This window comes from Flavobacterium sp. TMP13 (assembly GCF_050847115.1).
Taxonomy (GTDB): Bacteria; Bacteroidota; Bacteroidia; order Flavobacteriales; family Flavobacteriaceae; genus Flavobacterium.
In genome coordinates, this window is the sequence record NZ_CP193656.1 from 562,200 (window position 1) to 578,283 (window position 16,084).

At 35.9% G+C, this 16,084-nt stretch carries 14 protein-coding genes; 9 read left to right on the plus strand and 5 right to left on the minus strand.

Going from position 1 to position 16,084, the window contains the following annotated elements; all coding sequences use genetic code 11:
* Positions 1-148 precede the first annotated feature (148 nt).
* The 5 genes from map (at position 149) to apaG (ending at position 4,074) form a co-directional block, all read left to right on the plus strand.
* On the plus strand, positions 149-967 hold the full coding sequence (gene map / locus ACRASX_RS02460) for a type I methionyl aminopeptidase (RefSeq protein WP_432222312.1): 819 nt from the start codon (positions 149-151) through the stop codon (positions 965-967).
* Between the two features lie 49 nt (positions 968-1,016).
* Positions 1,017-1,361, plus strand: a complete 345-nt coding sequence (locus tag ACRASX_RS02465) for a GxxExxY protein (RefSeq protein WP_157492706.1) — start codon at positions 1,017-1,019, stop codon at positions 1,359-1,361.
* Between the two features lie 46 nt (positions 1,362-1,407).
* On the plus strand, positions 1,408-2,175 hold the full coding sequence (locus tag ACRASX_RS02470; RefSeq protein WP_432222313.1) for a class I SAM-dependent methyltransferase: 768 nt from the start codon (positions 1,408-1,410) through the stop codon (positions 2,173-2,175).
* 182 nt (positions 2,176-2,357) lie between these two features.
* Complete coding sequence (locus ACRASX_RS02475) at positions 2,358-3,608, plus strand: DUF5103 domain-containing protein (RefSeq protein WP_432222314.1); 1,251 nt, start codon at positions 2,358-2,360, stop codon at positions 3,606-3,608.
* 79 nt (positions 3,609-3,687) lie between these two features.
* Entirely contained in the window at positions 3,688-4,074 is a 387-nt protein-coding gene (gene apaG, locus ACRASX_RS02480; RefSeq protein ID WP_066310667.1) for a Co2+/Mg2+ efflux protein ApaG, read from the plus strand.
* Here apaG and pdeM read toward each other — a convergent pair.
* The 4 genes from pdeM to ACRASX_RS02500 form a co-directional block, all read right to left on the minus strand.
* On the minus strand, positions 4,071-4,706 hold the full coding sequence (gene pdeM, locus ACRASX_RS02485) for a ligase-associated DNA damage response endonuclease PdeM (RefSeq protein WP_432222315.1): 636 nt from the start codon (positions 4,704-4,706) through the stop codon (positions 4,071-4,073). The two genes, apaG and pdeM, sit on opposite strands and share 4 nt — an antisense overlap.
* A 3-nt stretch (positions 4,707-4,709) precedes the next feature.
* A complete protein-coding gene (locus tag ACRASX_RS02490) occupies positions 4,710-7,169 on the minus strand; it encodes a ligase-associated DNA damage response DEXH box helicase (protein WP_432222316.1) in 2,460 nt (819 codons plus the stop codon).
* A gap of 73 nt (positions 7,170-7,242) precedes the next feature.
* Positions 7,243-8,844 carry an ATP-dependent DNA ligase gene (locus ACRASX_RS02495; RefSeq protein ID WP_432222317.1) on the minus strand — a complete coding sequence of 534 codons (1,602 nt, stop codon included), beginning with the start codon at positions 8,842-8,844 and terminating at the stop codon, positions 7,243-7,245.
* Positions 8,845-8,848: 4 nt separating this feature from the next.
* The gene (locus ACRASX_RS02500; protein ID WP_432222318.1) at positions 8,849-9,886 is read right to left on the minus strand and encodes a ligase-associated DNA damage response exonuclease; all 1,038 of its coding nucleotides are present in this window, start codon (positions 9,884-9,886) and stop codon (positions 8,849-8,851) included.
* Positions 9,887-10,067: 181 nt separating this feature from the next.
* Here ACRASX_RS02500 and pruA point away from each other — a divergent pair, with 181 nt between their 5' ends.
* Together pruA and ACRASX_RS02510 are read left to right on the plus strand one after the other, a co-directional pair.
* Entirely contained in the window at positions 10,068-11,699 is a 1,632-nt protein-coding gene (pruA, locus tag ACRASX_RS02505; RefSeq protein ID WP_066310680.1) for an L-glutamate gamma-semialdehyde dehydrogenase, read from the plus strand.
* Between the two features lie 296 nt (positions 11,700-11,995).
* A complete protein-coding gene (locus ACRASX_RS02510) occupies positions 11,996-12,793 on the plus strand; it encodes a DUF4476 domain-containing protein (RefSeq protein ID WP_432222319.1) in 798 nt (265 codons plus the stop codon).
* Between the two features lie 71 nt (positions 12,794-12,864).
* On the opposite strand, the gene rsmG is transcribed toward ACRASX_RS02510, so the two are convergent.
* Positions 12,865-13,494, minus strand: a complete 630-nt coding sequence (gene rsmG / locus ACRASX_RS02515; protein ID WP_432222320.1) for a 16S rRNA (guanine(527)-N(7))-methyltransferase RsmG — start codon at positions 13,492-13,494, stop codon at positions 12,865-12,867.
* 107 nt (positions 13,495-13,601) lie between these two features.
* Here rsmG and ACRASX_RS02520 point away from each other — a divergent pair, with 107 nt between their 5' ends.
* Together ACRASX_RS02520 and ACRASX_RS02525 are read left to right on the plus strand one after the other, a co-directional pair.
* The gene (locus ACRASX_RS02520; protein WP_066310690.1) at positions 13,602-14,699 is read left to right on the plus strand and encodes a fatty acid desaturase family protein; all 1,098 of its coding nucleotides are present in this window, start codon (positions 13,602-13,604) and stop codon (positions 14,697-14,699) included.
* Between the two features lie 61 nt (positions 14,700-14,760).
* Entirely contained in the window at positions 14,761-15,951 is a 1,191-nt protein-coding gene (locus ACRASX_RS02525) for a pyridoxal phosphate-dependent aminotransferase (RefSeq protein WP_066310691.1), read from the plus strand.
* Positions 15,952-16,084: the final 133 nt, after the last annotated feature.

A 16,084-nucleotide genomic window follows, 5' to 3' on the forward strand; every position in this document is an offset into this window, starting at 1 on the left:
CTAATTTAAGCATTTGTTTTTAGAGAAATTACTCCATTCGAATGAACTTTAGCTTTTCTAACCTGTAAAAAGCCCCCTTTTAAATACAAAATCAAAACAATATAAATAATTTAAAAATTGTACTTTTGCCAACTGAAAATACGAAATTATGATCATAGTAAAATCACGTGAAGAAATAGAATTAATGCGCGAAAGTGCGTTAATCGTATCGAAAACATTGGGAATGATTGCTTCTGAAATTAAAGAAGGAGTGACTACATTATATTTAGATAAACTTGCTGAAGAATTTATTCGGGACCACGGAGCGGTTCCCAGCTTTTTGGGCTTGTATGATTTTCCAAATTCACTTTGTATGAGTCCAAACTCACAAGTGGTACACGGAATTCCTAACAATACGCCATTACAAAGTGGTGATGTAATCTCGGTTGACTGTGGTGCGTTTAAAAATGGTTACCATGGTGATCATGCCTACAGTTTTGAAATTGGAGAGGTAGCAACAGAAACCAAAAAATTATTACAAGTAACCAAGGAATCATTATATATCGGAATTCGCGAATTTAAAGCAGGAAACCGTGTAGAAGATGTTGGAAACGCAATTCAAAAATATACTGAAAGTCACGGTTACGGCGTAGTTCGTGAATTAGTAGGACATGGTTTAGGACAAAAAATGCACGAAGATCCTGAAATGCCAAATTATGGTAAACGTGGTCGCGGTAAACTTTTTGTGGAAGGTATGGTTGTCGCCATCGAACCGATGATTAATCTCGGTACAAAAAACATCAAACAGCACAAAGACGGTTGGACAATTACAACTGCAGATGGAAAACCAAGCGCGCATTTCGAACATGATGTGGCGTTAATTGATGGCAAACCAGAAATTTTATCGACATTTAAGTACATCTATAAAGCGCTAGGAATCGAAAGCGACGAAGAAGAGGAATTTAGAAGAGTGCCTTTGGTGGTATAAGTTACTTACTGTTTAACACAGATTTCACAAATTGTCACAAATTATTTATATGGAAGACTTTTATTTAAAAGAAGAAACATACAAGATAATTGGAGTCTGTATGGAAGTTCACAAAATACTTGGAAAAGGACATAGTGAAAAAGTATATGGAGATGCATTAGAATATGAATTTAAAAAAAATCAAATTCTTTTTAGTCGCGAAGTAAAATTTAACATCGTTTACAAAGAAGTTATTTTGCCTAGTTATTATTTTTCTGATTTTCTAATCTACGATCAAATTATTTTAGAAATAAAAGCAATCCAACAACTTTCAAATAGTGAGATAAAACAAACATTAAACTATTTGGCGGCCTCAAAAAAGAAAATAGGACTACTAATTAATTTTGGAAGATAGTCTAAAGTACAAAAGAATCATTTTATAATTTTATCTGTGAAAATCTGTGAAATCTGTGTTTAAATTAGTCCTTAATACCATTCCCCGTCCATTGCTTATTCGTTTAAGTTATTTGGCACGTCCTATAATTGCTTTATCTTTAAAAGGAGATAAATTTACTGATCCTATCGATGGCAAGAGTTTCAAGTCAATGTTGCCTTATGGATATGAAAAACAACGCAATAATGTGCTGTCGCCAAGTACACTTTCTTTGGAGCGCCATCGCTTGTTGTGGTTGTATCTAAATGAACAGACAGACTTTTTTACAGCACCAAAAAAAGTATTGCATTTTGCGCCCGAACAAGCTTTTTATAAATTGTTCCGCAATCAAAAAAACCTAGATTACACGACAACTGATTTATTTTCGCCTTTGGCGGATGTAAAAGCAGACATCTGTAATTTGCCTTTTAACGACAATGAATATGATGTTATTTTATGCAATCACGTTTTAGAGCATATTCCAGATGACACAAAAGCCATGCAAGAATTATATCGTGTTTTAAAACCAGGTGGAATGGCAGTTTTGCAGATTCCGCAAGACTTGAATCGCGAAGTTACTTTTTCAGATGATACAATTACTGATCAAAAAGAACGTGCAAAAATATTTGGACAATACGATCACGTGCGCATATATGGGCGCGATTATTTTGATAAATTGAGAAGTATTGGATTTACGGTCATTGAAGAAGATTACACGAATAAAATTGCACCTGAACTGGTAGAGAAATATTGTTTAGCTAAAGGCGAAATAATTCCGCTTTGTTTTAAAAAGTAGAGTTCGTTCGTAATCAATACGTCCTCCACCCAATATATTTCATTAAAATACATACCTAAAAAACGCACTCCAATTCATTAAATTGTAGTGTGTTTTTTTTTTAGCTTTATTACAATTGAACCAAACACAACTACTAAATCGTACTTTTATTTATTACATTTACTAAACTGCAAATCACAAACATGCTAAAGTATTTTACTAAAATCGTATTTTTTTTATGCTTATACTCTGCTACGGCACAAGTACAAACGGAAGTCGTTCCACCGTATAACATTAAAACAATTTCTTTTGTAGAAAATGACATCAATGTGACTCCAATTTTTGAATTGGGCTCGGATTTCAAAATTCAATTTGATGATTTATTCGGCAATGAAGCCAACTACAATTACGTAATTATTCATTGTGACTACAATTGGATTCCGTCAGATATTCCGAAAACAGAATATTTACAAGGGTTTGATAATCAAAGAATTCAAAAATATACCAATTCAGTCAATACCTTGCAGCTCTATTCGCATTATGAGCTTTCGATACCCAACCAAAATACACGTTTAAAAATTTCTGGAAATTACATTATTCAAGTTTTAAACGAAGATCGCGAGATTGTATTCTCAAGAAAACTCATGATTTACGAAAATCTGTCCACTGTTCCGACTCAAATTAAAAGGAGTCGAGACATTAGCACGATCGATTACATGCAAAATGTGGACTTTGCAATTGCTTCTCAAGCGTTGACTTTTGAGCAGCCTTTGCAAAATGTAAAAGTAGTATTAATTCAAAACGGCAATTTCAACACGGTGCTAAAAAATATTCGTCCACAATACACAATTGGCAATGAATTAATTTACAAATACAATAAAGAAACGCAGTTTTGGGCGGGAAACGAATATTTATATTTTGAGAATAAAGAGATACGTGTGGCTAACAATAATATTTCGCGAATCGGTTTTGATAATGAAATATACAAAGCGTATTTGTATACAAATGAGGCGAGAGGAAATAATCTCTATTCAAATTACCAAGATGTAAACGGAAATTTTGTGGTTAAAAATTTCAATGCAGTCAATAGTAGTATTGAAGCCGATTATGCTTGGGTTTATTTTAGCCTTTCTGCTCCTTCCTTTCAAATCAATAAGGACATTTACATTACCGGAATGTTTAACAATTATATTTTATCGGCTGAAAATAAAATGGATTACGATGCTAAAAAGGGACTGTATGAGAAAGCTATTTTAATCAAACAAGGATTTACAAACTACCAATATCAAGTTGCCAATGCAAAGGGGATTATTGACACTGAAAACGCTGTCGATGGTAATTTTTATCAAACGGAAAACGAGTATACCGTTTTAGTTTATTACAAAGCCAACAACGATCGTTACCAAAGAATTATTGGCAAAGGAAGCGCTAACTCCCTAAACATCATCAATTAAAAAACATTTTTCGTAATGGGTATGATACAGCTTTTTTTTTGTAAGTTTGCTGTATAACACTTATATATACGACTTTAGTATGGTTACTCAAATAACAAGAGGTATAAAAATTACAGTTTTGACTAGTTTTGAAGGCACTTACTTTAAAAACTATAAGCTGCACTTTGCTTTTAGCTATATTGTTACTATCGAAAATCACAGTAAAGACTCAGTTCAACTTACTTCTCGCCATTGGGAAATCTCTGATTCTCTTAACGATGTGGAAGTTGTGGACGGAGAGGGTGTGATTGGAAAAAAACCAGTTTTAAAACCTGGCGAACTACACACCTACAGCTCTGGTTGTTTGTTGGCTTCTCCCTTTGGAGCCATGAGTGGTTATTTTAATATGATTAATTTTACCTCTACTAAAACTTTTAAAGTTATAGTGCCTACTTTTAGACTTTGTGCTCCTTTTGCATTGAATTAATTTAAAGCAATTGCTATAACTTCTTCTTTTGTAATTGCATAAACCTGGTCGTTTGCTGAAGGAATCAAGTAGGCATTTCCAGTAAATTCGCCAAAAGCAGGAAAAATTAGCTGATTTGGTTTTCTGAAAAAGCAAGATAGACTTAGAAACTGTCTGCCCAAACCTTTCAACTTTATGCCTGGATGAATGTGTCCACAAAAATTGAAAAACCCATCTTTTTCTGTGGGATGATGGGTAAGCAAAAAATCATCAATAATTAGTTCGCTGTGAATTTCAATATTTAGTTCAGAATAATATTGACTGTCTATAATATCATGATTTCCTTCAACCAGAATCATTTGCTGCGCATAGTTGCTTTTCCATTCTACAAAGTAATTCCACTCATTGTTGATCTTACTGTGGAATAGATCACCAAGAAATATCACTTTTAAAGGATTGAAAAGAGCTAAAACGCTGCTTAACCTCGAGAAATTTTCATAAATAGCTTCTTCAGGAATGCCTATTCCGTTTTTTCTAAAATGCGCTACTTTGCCCAAATGGACATCTGAAATTAAAAGAATATTCTTGTCTTCCCAAAAAGCGACGCCCGATTGGTGTAAGGTAAAGCTTTGATTGTTTATTAGTATTGTCATATATTATTTCATGTAACTCGCGGTCATTTTCTTTATTCTTTCTTGCAAGGTTTCGCTTGATAATTTTTCGCGAAGTCGATCTGTAATTATTGGAAAACTAAATGGAGTTGGCTTTTTGCATTGTTTCCAAACCAAAACTTGACTGTTGATCCGTTCTAAAGCTTGAAGCAAACGACCTTCTTCCAACTGATGCTCGAATGTTTCAGTAAAGGCTTGTTGCAGTAATAAATTATCTGGCTCGTAATCCCTAAAAACTTCAAATAATAATTGGGATCCGCTTTGCAAATGTTTGGTTTTAATAGGTCTGCCTGGCATTCCGGTAAAAACCAATCCTGCTATGACGGAAATGTCTCTAAATTTTCGGCGGGCCATTTCTGTAGCATTCAAACTTTTTTGCAAATCCTCATGCACATATTCTGAAGAGAACAAATTATTGTCAAACACGGCTTCCATATCAATTTCTTGGTCAGAAAGCAGTTCGAATCCGTAATCGTTATAGGCTAAAGAAAATGTAATGGGCGTCAATAAACTAATGCGATAAGACAAAATACTTGCCAAAGCTTCGTGTACAAATCGACCTTCAAAAGGATAAAAAACAGCATGAAATCCTTCTCGCGTTTTAAACGTTTCAATTAAAAATTCATCGGTATTTGGAACGATATTTTCTCTGCGCTGCCGTTCGAAAATAGGAGCAAGCGCTTGTAGCTCAGGAGTTAGCTCATCCGTATTTGCGGTGTACAATTCCTCCCGCAATAGTTCGCTCATTTGCACCGACAATGCCATTCGACCGCCCATCCAACTTACAGTTCGCGATGCTTTTTTAGGGTCGGCTTTGCGCACTAAAACCTGCATATTTTTAACCCGGTATAGTTCTAATCTTTTTCCGGCAAAAGTAAAAACATCTCCGGGTTGTAATTTGGACGCAAACCATTCTTCGATAGAACCGATGTAGCCGCCACTTAAAAACTTTACTTGCAAGGAAGCGTCGCCAACGATTGTTCCTATTTGCATTCGGTGGTGCATGGCAATAAAGCGGCTGTTGATTTTATAAAGTCCGTTTTCTTCGATTTCTACTTTTTTAAATTCATCATAAGCTTGCAAACTTTGACTTCCGTTGGTAATAAAATTCAAAATCCAGTTCCAGTTTTCTTTGGTTATGTTTTGATAACAAAATGTCTGTCTGACTTCTTCAAATATTTCATCTGGAAAAAAACCATCGGATACAGCTAGAGTATTCAGATATTGAACCAAAACATCCCAACTATTCAGATACGGAATTCGATCTTCTACAATTGTTTTGGCCACTGCTTTTTTTAAAGCCGAAGCTTCAATTAATTCCATTGCGTGCGTCGCCAGAAAATAAATAACACTTTCCTTTCCTGGTTGGTGTCCGCTTCGCCCTGCTCTTTGCAAGAACCGCGCAACGCCTTTGGGTCCGCCAACTTGTATGATCGTTTCAACAGGTGCAAAGTCAACGCCCAAATCTAAACTAGAGGTACAAACGACCACTTTTAATTCTTCTTGTCGAATAGCGTTTTCCACCCATTGTCTCGTTTCGCGGCTAATGCTTCCATGGTGCATCGCCATTTCTCCTGCAAATTCAGGATACTTTTCTAGAATCGCTTGAAACCACATTTCGCAAGCAGATCGAACATTGGTAAAAATAAGCGTGGTTTTGCTTTTCCGGATAATTTTTGCAACGGCATCGATTAAATGTAAACCCATGTGTCCACGCCAAGGATAAGTTTCCATTTTTTCGGGAATTATCGAAAGTACTTTTATTTTTTTATTGATATTTGCTTTAATTAAAACCGAATTTTGATACGCTTCTGAGTTTAATCCTAGCAAAACTTGCTGTGCCAATTCTAGATTGCCTATAGTTGCTGAAATTCCCCAAATGCGCATTTTTGGAGCAATAGTTTTTAATCGAGATAATGCCAATTCCATTTGTACACCACGTTTTGTACCTAGTAGCTCGTGCCATTCATCCACAACAATAGCCGAACAATTGGCAAATGTTTTTGCAAACGCTTTTGAAGCCAACAAAAGTTGTAAACTTTCAGGAGTTGTTATTAATAGATCAGGCATTTTCTTCCCTTGCTTGACGCGCTCACTTTGAGATGTATCTCCAGAGCGAATACCTACCGTCATTTGTGTGTCTAAATCCTGAACAATTCGTTCTGCCGCTTGCTTAATTTCTACAGAAAGCGCGCGCAAAGGCGTGATCCAAATCGCTTTGAGTCCGGGTTTGTGTTTCGTTTTATAGTCGGGATTTTTTTTTATGTAATCAAGAACGATGGGAAACCACAAAGCATAGGTTTTCCCGCTACCAGTTGGCGCGTTTAACAAACCATTTTTACCCTGCAAAAAAGCAGTCCAAGTTTGTGTCTGAAACGGGAAAGATTTCCATCCCTGCGTGTGGAAACAATCTTCCGCAATAGTATATAATTCTTCTCTATTCATTAATTGTCTCTAAATTGTAAAATCCCTGCATCACCTCTTTATTCTATTTAGTTCATCCTTCTCTCTTTCCTCCCTAAACAATCATACTCTTTAAATCATCAATCGTATTCGCTTCCTCAATTTTTTTGTCTTGTCGCCATCTCAAAATTCTTGGAAATCGAGTTGCAATGCCACTTTTGTGTCTTTTTGATAAAGCGATGCCTTCAAAACCAATTTCAAAAACCAATTTTGGAGTTACACTTCGAACAGGGCCAAAGCGTTCTAGGGTGTTTTTCTTTATAAAATCATCTACTTTTCTAAACTCAGCATCGGTTAAACCCGAATACGCTTTCGCGAAAGTGACCAATTCTTTTTCCCCTTCTTTGTTGGTTTGCCACAATCCAAAAGTATAGTCGGTGAATAAATTGGAGCGTCTTCCATGGCCGCGCATCGCGTAGGTTAAAACGGCATCAATTACCAGCGGTTCAATTTTCCATTTCCACCAGTCGCCTTTTTTACGCCCGACTAAGTAAGGAGAATTATTTCGCTTCAGCATTAAACCTTCACTTTTCATTTCTCGAGCGCGCATTCTTTCGGTCGCAACATCTTCCCATGAAGAGAGTAATACACGTTTTGATAAATGTATTACAGCAGTTTTGTCTTTTATAGAATTATATAATTGTTCAAGTAAAATCCGCCGTTCAATATAAGGCAATTGTCTAATATCTTTCCCTTCCCATTCTAATAGGTCGTAGATTTTTAAAATTACCGGTACTTTTTCTAATAGACTTTTAGACACTGTTTTGCGACCAATTCGCGTTTGCAAATCATTAAAAGTGCCTATTTCTCCTTCTGGAAAAGATAATATTTCAGCATCAATGACTGTTCCGTTTGGAATAATTCCGACAAGTGACCCAAACTCTGGATATTTGTCAGTAACCAATTCTTCACCTCGAGACCATACGTAAATTTCATCTTCCCGAATAATAGTTTGCGAACGAATTCCATCCCATTTGTGTTCGATCGACCAGTCTTCAGGGTTTCCTAAATTGTCAACTTCGCCTTCAATGGGGTAAGCCAAATAAAAAGGATAGGGTTTTGATAAATAATCGCTGCTTTTTTCGTCCAAGATTAATTCTTGAAAAGTGATCGTATTTGGATCCCAGTTTCCCATTAATTTATAAGCAAGCGCATCTTCATCTACATTTTCTGCCTTTGATAAAGCGCGAGTCATTAACTTTTGACTAACCCCAATTCGGAAACTGCCTGTAATTAATTTGGTAAAAACAAAGCGCTCGTAATAATTCAGCGCCAACCAATTTTGCTGTAAATATTCTTTTTTATCTACCTCTGATTTCTTTTTCAATGCGATAATTTCTTGTAGAAATACAGTCAGACTTTTATCTGAATGTTCTTTCGTACTCGGAATTATCAATGCAATTGTCTCGGCCAGATCGCCTACAATATGATAACTTTCTTCAAAAAGCCACAAAGGAATATTCGCCAATTCGTTCGCCCAAAGCCGCAACAAAGTTGTGTTAACAGGTCTTGGCGGACGGCGATGTGAAAGAATAGCGATTGTCCATACTTTATCTTCTGCCGAAGCATTTCTAAAATATGCCGCTAGCGCATCTACTTTTACGTTGGTCTTATTAGAACTGTCTAATGTTTTTATGAGCTGTGCAAAATTTCTCATGGGCTTAGGCTTCGTTTTCTATTGCTGTATTTTCGGGTTCAACGCCTTCTGAATCGGCTGTTTCTCCTTTGTATTGTGTCTTTTCAGTTCTTGCATCGTAACCCAATTCTCTTAAATATTTAGAAAAAATATCGGTGTAGCCGTGGGTGCAAATTATTTTTTCTGCTCCAGTCGCTTTGATGCTGTCTAGCAAAGAATACCAGTCGCAGTGGTCACTAAGCACAAAACCCTTGTCAACCGCTCGTCTTCGTCTGGCACCTCTAAAAGCCATCCAGCCGCTAGCTGAACCTGTTACAAATGGCGTCATTTTCCGGATCCAAGTGCTGCCGTGCGCGCTTGGTGGCGCAAGAACAATATTACCTAGTAAATCTTCTTTTTTAGTTTCTCGAGTAACCAAAGTTGTGGGTGGAAAATCAACTAAAGATCTTAAGACATTGGTCATATTTTCGATCGCTCCGTGTGTATAAATGGTTCCAATATCCGTATCTAAATATTTTAAGAGGCGTTGTGCCTTACCTAAAGAATAACCAAAAAGAATGGATGTTTTCCCTTCGGCTTTGTTTTCTGCCCACCAGTTATTAATTTGAGAAGAAACTTCTGCTTGCGGGATCCAGTTAAAAGCAGGCAATCCAAAAGTACATTCGGTTATAAAAGTGTCGCATTTTACCACTTCATAGGGAACTGAAATTCCGTCATCTTCGGTTTTATAATCTCCCGTAAAAACCCACACTTCACCTTTGTGCTCAACGCGAATTTGGGAGCTTCCGATGATATGCCCGGCAGGATGCAAAGAAAATTTTACATTATTGATGACAAAGGTTTCGTTCCAAGCTATTCCGGTTACATTTATTTCACCCAAACGGTGGCGGATGATTGGCACATTGGTATGGTGCGTAATGTAATTTTGATGGCCCCAACGCGAGTGATCGGCGTGGCCATGGGTAATTATAGCATTTTTTACGGGTTGCCATGGATCCAAATAAACATCCGCTTGCTGACAGTAAATTCCTTTATCATTAAAAGCTAAAAGTGGGACTTTCATAGTATAAATCTTTTAAGCATACCTCTCAAATTTAAATACTATGACAAGTACATATTTTACAATTTGATCGAAATAGTTTATTTAATTACAACATTTTAATATTGCGTTGTGATATAATCAAAATAACCTTTGTACTTTTGTATAAAACTAAATAATTCGTAATTTTTAAATATCTCATTCCATGCTAAAAGGATTCTTTCATGTACCAAAAGCCGTAAATGAACCAGTAAAAGGTTATGCACCAAACTCGCCCGAAAGAGCCGCTGTACAAGCCGCTTATAAAAAAATGTGGAACGAGCAAATTGACGTTCCTCTTTATATCGGAAACGAAGAAATTAGAACCGGAAAAACAAATAACATGTCGGCTCCACACGATCACAAACATATCGTAGGGAAATACCATTTAGCCGAAAAAAAACATATTGAAAATGCTATTGCAACTGCCTTAGAAGCCAGAAAAAAATGGTCGACTATGGCTTGGGAGCAACGTGCAGCAATTTTCTTAAAAGCAGCAGAATTAATTGCCGGTCCATACAGAGCCAAAATTAATGCTGCAACTATGATTGCACAATCAAAATCAATTTACCAAGCTGAAATTGATGCGTCTTGTGAACTAATTGACTTCTTGCGTTTTAACGTAGAATACATGACACAAATTTACAACGAACAGCCTAAGTCAAATTCAGACATGTGGAATCGCGTTGAATATAGACCTTTAGAAGGTTTTGTGTACGCGATTACTCCTTTTAACTTTACTGCAATTGCAGGAAATCTACCTTCTTGTGTGGCCTTAATGGGTAACGTAGTGGTTTGGAAACCAGCAGCAACTCAAGTTTTTTCTGCTAACTTATTGATGGAAATCTTTCAAGAAGCAGGATTGCCAAATGGTGTAATCAATATGGTTATGGGAGATTCTGCCATGGTAACCGAAACGTTATTAGACAGTCCAGATTTTGCAGGTGTTCACTTTACAGGTTCAACAGGAGTCTTTAATGACATTTGGGCAAAAATTGGAACCAACATTAGCAAATACAAAACATACCCAAGAATTGTGGGCGAAACAGGTGGAAAAGATTTTATTATCGCACATCCATCGGCTAACCCAAAACAAGTAAGTACGGGAATTTCTCGTGGCGCTTTTGAGTACCAAGGTCAAAAATGTAGTGCTGCTTCTCGCGTTTATGTTCCACAAAGTTTGTGGCCAGCTGTAAAAGAACAATTAGAGGCTGATTTAAAATCGATGAAAATGGGTTCTCCAGAAGACATGAGTAATTTTATTACTGCTGTTATTTCTGAAGGGTCTTTTGATAAATTAGCTCGTTTTATTGATCAAGCTAAAAAAGATACTGATGCCGAAGTAATTATCGGTGGAAACTACGATAAATCAAAAGGTTATTTTATTGAACCAACTGTGATCTTAACGACAAATCCTAAATACACTACTATGGAAACCGAATTATTCGGACCAGTAGTTACTATATATGTATATGAAGATACAAAATGGGTAGAGACTTTAGAATTAGTTGATACTACTTCTGAGTATGCTTTAACTGGTGCTGTTTTCAGTCAAGATCGTTACGCTATCGAAGAAGCTACAGTAAAATTACAAAATGCTGCAGGTAACTTTTACATCAATGACAAACCAACTGGAGCTGTTGTAGGAATGCAACCATTCGGTGGAGCAAGAGGATCGGGAACAAATGATAAAGCAGGTTCTATGCAAAATTTATTGCGTTGGACTTCAGCAAGAACAATTAAAGAAACTTTTGTAACTCCAATTGATTATAGATATCCATTTTTAGGAGAAGAATAGATCTTGCAAACACAGTTTTGTTATACTAATAGAGTAAGGAAACTAATTTTATACTTATTTAAAGCGCTATCAAAAATTTGATAGCGCTTTTTTATTTAATATTTCTCTCCGATCTGATGTCAAGTTCAAATGTTTACAAAGAATTTAAATTGCAATGATATAATCCGTAAATAATCATCTTCACAGTTCTTACACTCTGAATAAAAAATAACAAAAAAGAATTCTCAAAAAAGATTGGCTTTATTTTTGCTTACACATTTTAGAGAATTATCTTACTAATCAAAAGCACATTAATTATGAAAAAGCTATACCATTTATCATTACTATTACTTTCCGCTAGTCTCTTCGCGCAGTATGCTCCTGCGGCTGGAAATTTAATCGTGTTTTCAGAAACTCAAAATCCTTTTTCACTTTACCTCAACGGTGAATTACAACATACAAGAGCACAAACTACTATTAGAATCAAAAACTTAAATCAACCTTATTATAATGTCAAAATAGTTTTTGAAGACAAATCGTTAAAACCGATTACTAAAAATTATGTGTCGGTGATGGCGAGAGACGGTTTAACTTTTGAAGAATCGACTTATAAAATCTCAGTCAACAAAAAGAGCAAGAAAACCAAAATGACCTATTTTTCCGGAACTCCAATAATAGACGACTATATTGACAGCACTGATGGATCGACTAGCGAAGGGAGATATCCTCCGGAACGGAATAACAATACCGACATTAATATTAACATAAATACCAATGTAAATAGCCCGAACGCTAATAATAATTGGGGTTCAAACAGACGCCATCCAAAAGCGATGGAAGAGCGTGATTTTCAAAAATTTAAAATCAATCTCAAAAAAGAAAATTTTGATGATGGAAAAATAAATTTAACTCAAAACCTACTGTTAAATAATTACCTCAACACCAAACAAATTGCCGAAGTGGCATCGACTTTTGCCTTTAGTAAGAATCAAATGGAATTTGTAAAAAACAGTTACGCTAATTGTGTGGACTCAAAAAACTATTATCTAATCAAAGAAGTTTTCACATTTGAGTCTGACCAAAAAGAATTCATGAGATTCATAAACAATCAATAACAAAAAAGCCGAATCTCAGGTAAGATTCGGCTTTTTTTGTGACTATACAATCTTAAAAATCATTGTTTACACTATGCTTTGAATTTTAAAGGCACATGTACAACTTTTTTAGTTTCAAAAAATTCATCTTCAAAAAAGTCAGCTAAATTGTATTCCGTAGCTTTAGGAAAGCCAGCTAGTTCCTCGGTTAAGTCACCACCTTTTAGGTACAAAATTCCGTTTTTAAGTTTGTGCTTGTTCTGTTTTTTTATTTTATCATGAATCCAAGAGACAAAATCTGGCATATTGGTTACAGCGCGACTCACAATAAAGTCAAAGTCACCTTTTACCAATTCGGCACGCTTTTGTTCTGCTTTTACATTCTTCAATTCTAAGGCTTCCACAACGCCTTGCACGACTTTTATTTTTTTTGCAATTAGATCAATTAAATAAAATCGAGTTTCAGGATATAAAATTGCAAGAGGAATTCCAGGAAAACCACCACCAGTTCCAACATCTAAAACAGTTGCTCCAGTTTCAAAGTTCATTATTTTTGCAATTCCCATCGAGTGCAATATGTGCTTAACATACAAGGAATCAATGTCTTTGCGTGAAATAACATTAATTTTTAAATTCCACTCTTGGTACAATGCTTCCAGTTTTTGAAATTGTGCTATTTGAAGCTCAGTTAGATTTGGAAAATACTTCAAAATCTCGTCCATAATTCTGTTTTTTTAACAAAAGTACGCGTTTCTAATTGAAATATTTAACTCAATTTTGCAAATTGAATATTTATAATAATTACCTTTGAAAACTATTTAAAACCAATATGAATAATACCGCACCCACATTCGCTAAGCAAGATAGTTTAAAGTTCTTTAGAACACTTAACTCTCGGGTAAACAATTACTTCAAAGAAAACAACATTAAAAAAACAGGCAACTGGAAATTGCATTTAAAAGCAGTAATCTTGTTCACTGTATTTCTTGCGCCATACTTTGTAATACTAACTTTAGACATCCCTTTCTGGGTTCATTTATTATTGACCATTGTTATGGGAATTGGAATGGCAGGAATTGGAATGAATGTGATGCACGATGGTAATCACGGCTCCTACTCTACCAAAAGCTGGGTCAATAACTTTATGGGCGGAACCATTTATGTTCTAGCAGGAAACGTACACAACTGGCAAGTACAGCATAATGTTTTACACCATACCTACACGAACATTCCGGGTCATGACGAAGATTTGGATGCAGGGCGAATTATTCGTTTTACAAAAAGCGCTCCTTGGTATCGCATTCACCGTTTTCAGCATTATTATTCGGTATTCCTATACGGTTTGCTGACTTTTAACTGGGCTATAACTACCGATTTCAAACAAATGAGAAATTATTTGAAGCGTAAATTATCGTACGGACAACCAAAAAGCCCAAAAATTCTTTGGACAACTTTAATAATTACCAAAATAATATACGTCTCTATTTGGATCGTCTTACCAATTGTAATTGGTATTACGTGGTGGAAAGTATTACTTGGCTTTTTTGTAATGCATTATACCGCAGGTCTAATCTTGAGCATTGTGTTTCAACTGGCACACGTGGTTGAGGAAACTACGAATCCAAGTCCAAATGAGTTGAATGAAATGGACAATACTTGGGCCATTCACCAATTGTTTACTACAACTAACTTTGCACCAAAAAACAAATTGGTCAACTGGTACACTGGTGGATTAAATCACCAAATTGAACACCACATTTTTCCGAATATTTCTCATATTCACTATGGTAAAATTGCTAAAATTGTTCGCGAAACCGCCCAAGAATGCAACTTACCGTATTACGAGTACAAAACCATGAGAAGTGCAATCGTGGCTCACTTTAAACACTTAAAAGAACTCGGAATCAAACCAGAGTTAACTGTATAAGATCATCTATTAATAACCACTCTTACGCAACAACACCGTACGAGTTATCAAATCTTTTGTAATGAACCATATTCTTTCAGACAGAATTAACAATTTGGCTACTTCGCAAACCTTAGCGATGGCAGCATTAGCGCGTGAATTAAAAGCGCAAGGAAAAGACATTATCAGTTTAAGTTTGGGAGAACCTGACTTTAATACGCCTGATTTCATTAAAGAAGCAGCTAAAACTGCAATCGACGAAAACTACAGTACGTATTCTCCAGTAGATGGATATGCCGAACTCAAAGAAGCGATATGCCGAAAATTTAAAAGAGACAATAATTTAGAGTACAAACCGTCTCAAATTGTAGTGTCTACAGGAGCTAAACAATCGTTGTATAACATTGCGCAAGTAATGTTAAACGATGGTGACGAGGTAATTTTACCAGCACCGTATTGGGTTTCTTACTTCGAAATTGTGAAATTATCAGGAGGAGTTCCTGTTGAGGTTCCTACTTCAGTAGATACCGACTTCAAAATTACACCAGAGCAATTAGAAGCCGCAATTACACCAAAAACTAAAATGATGTGGTTCTCTTCTCCTTGTAACCCAAGTGGATCGGTTTACAACCGCGAAGAGTTGACTGCGCTAGCAAAAGTATTAGAAAAATACCCAAATATTTACGTAGTTGCAGACGAAATTTACGAGCACATTAACTTTTCTGGAACTTTTTGCAGCATTGCATCTATTCCAGGAATGTTAGAAAAAACTATTACTGTAAATGGTGTCGCCAAAGCATTCGCCATGACAGGATACAGAATCGGATATATTGGAGGTCCAGAATTTATCGCAAAAGCGTGTACAAAAATTCAAGGACAAGTAACTTCTGGCGCGAACAGTATCGCACAACGCGCTACCATTACCGCTGTAGATGCAGACCCAAGTGTATTAAACCACATGGTAAAAGCATTCCATTCTCGTAGAGATTTAGTAGTTGGATTGTTAAAAGAAATTCCAGGAGTAAAAATCAACATTCCAGAAGGCGCCTTTTACGTTTTTCCAGACGTTTCATCGTTCTTCGGAAAAACATTAAGAGGTACTGAAATTAAAGATGCTAATGATTTATCAATGTATCTTTTGGGCGAAGCCAACGTTGCAACAGTAACTGGTGATGCTTTCGGAAATCCAGATTGTATTCGTTTCTCTTACGCCACTAGCGAAGACATTTTAAAAGAAGCATTAAAAAGAATTAAAGACGCTTTGGCGGGATAATTCCTTTTTCAATTATACATTACAATGCCTCAAGATTTAATTTTTGAGGCATTTTTTTATGGGGTTGCCTGCGGCCGGGCTTTCCACTGTATCTTTTGTTTTTTAAAGAAAAATACAAAAGGATGCCGTTGCT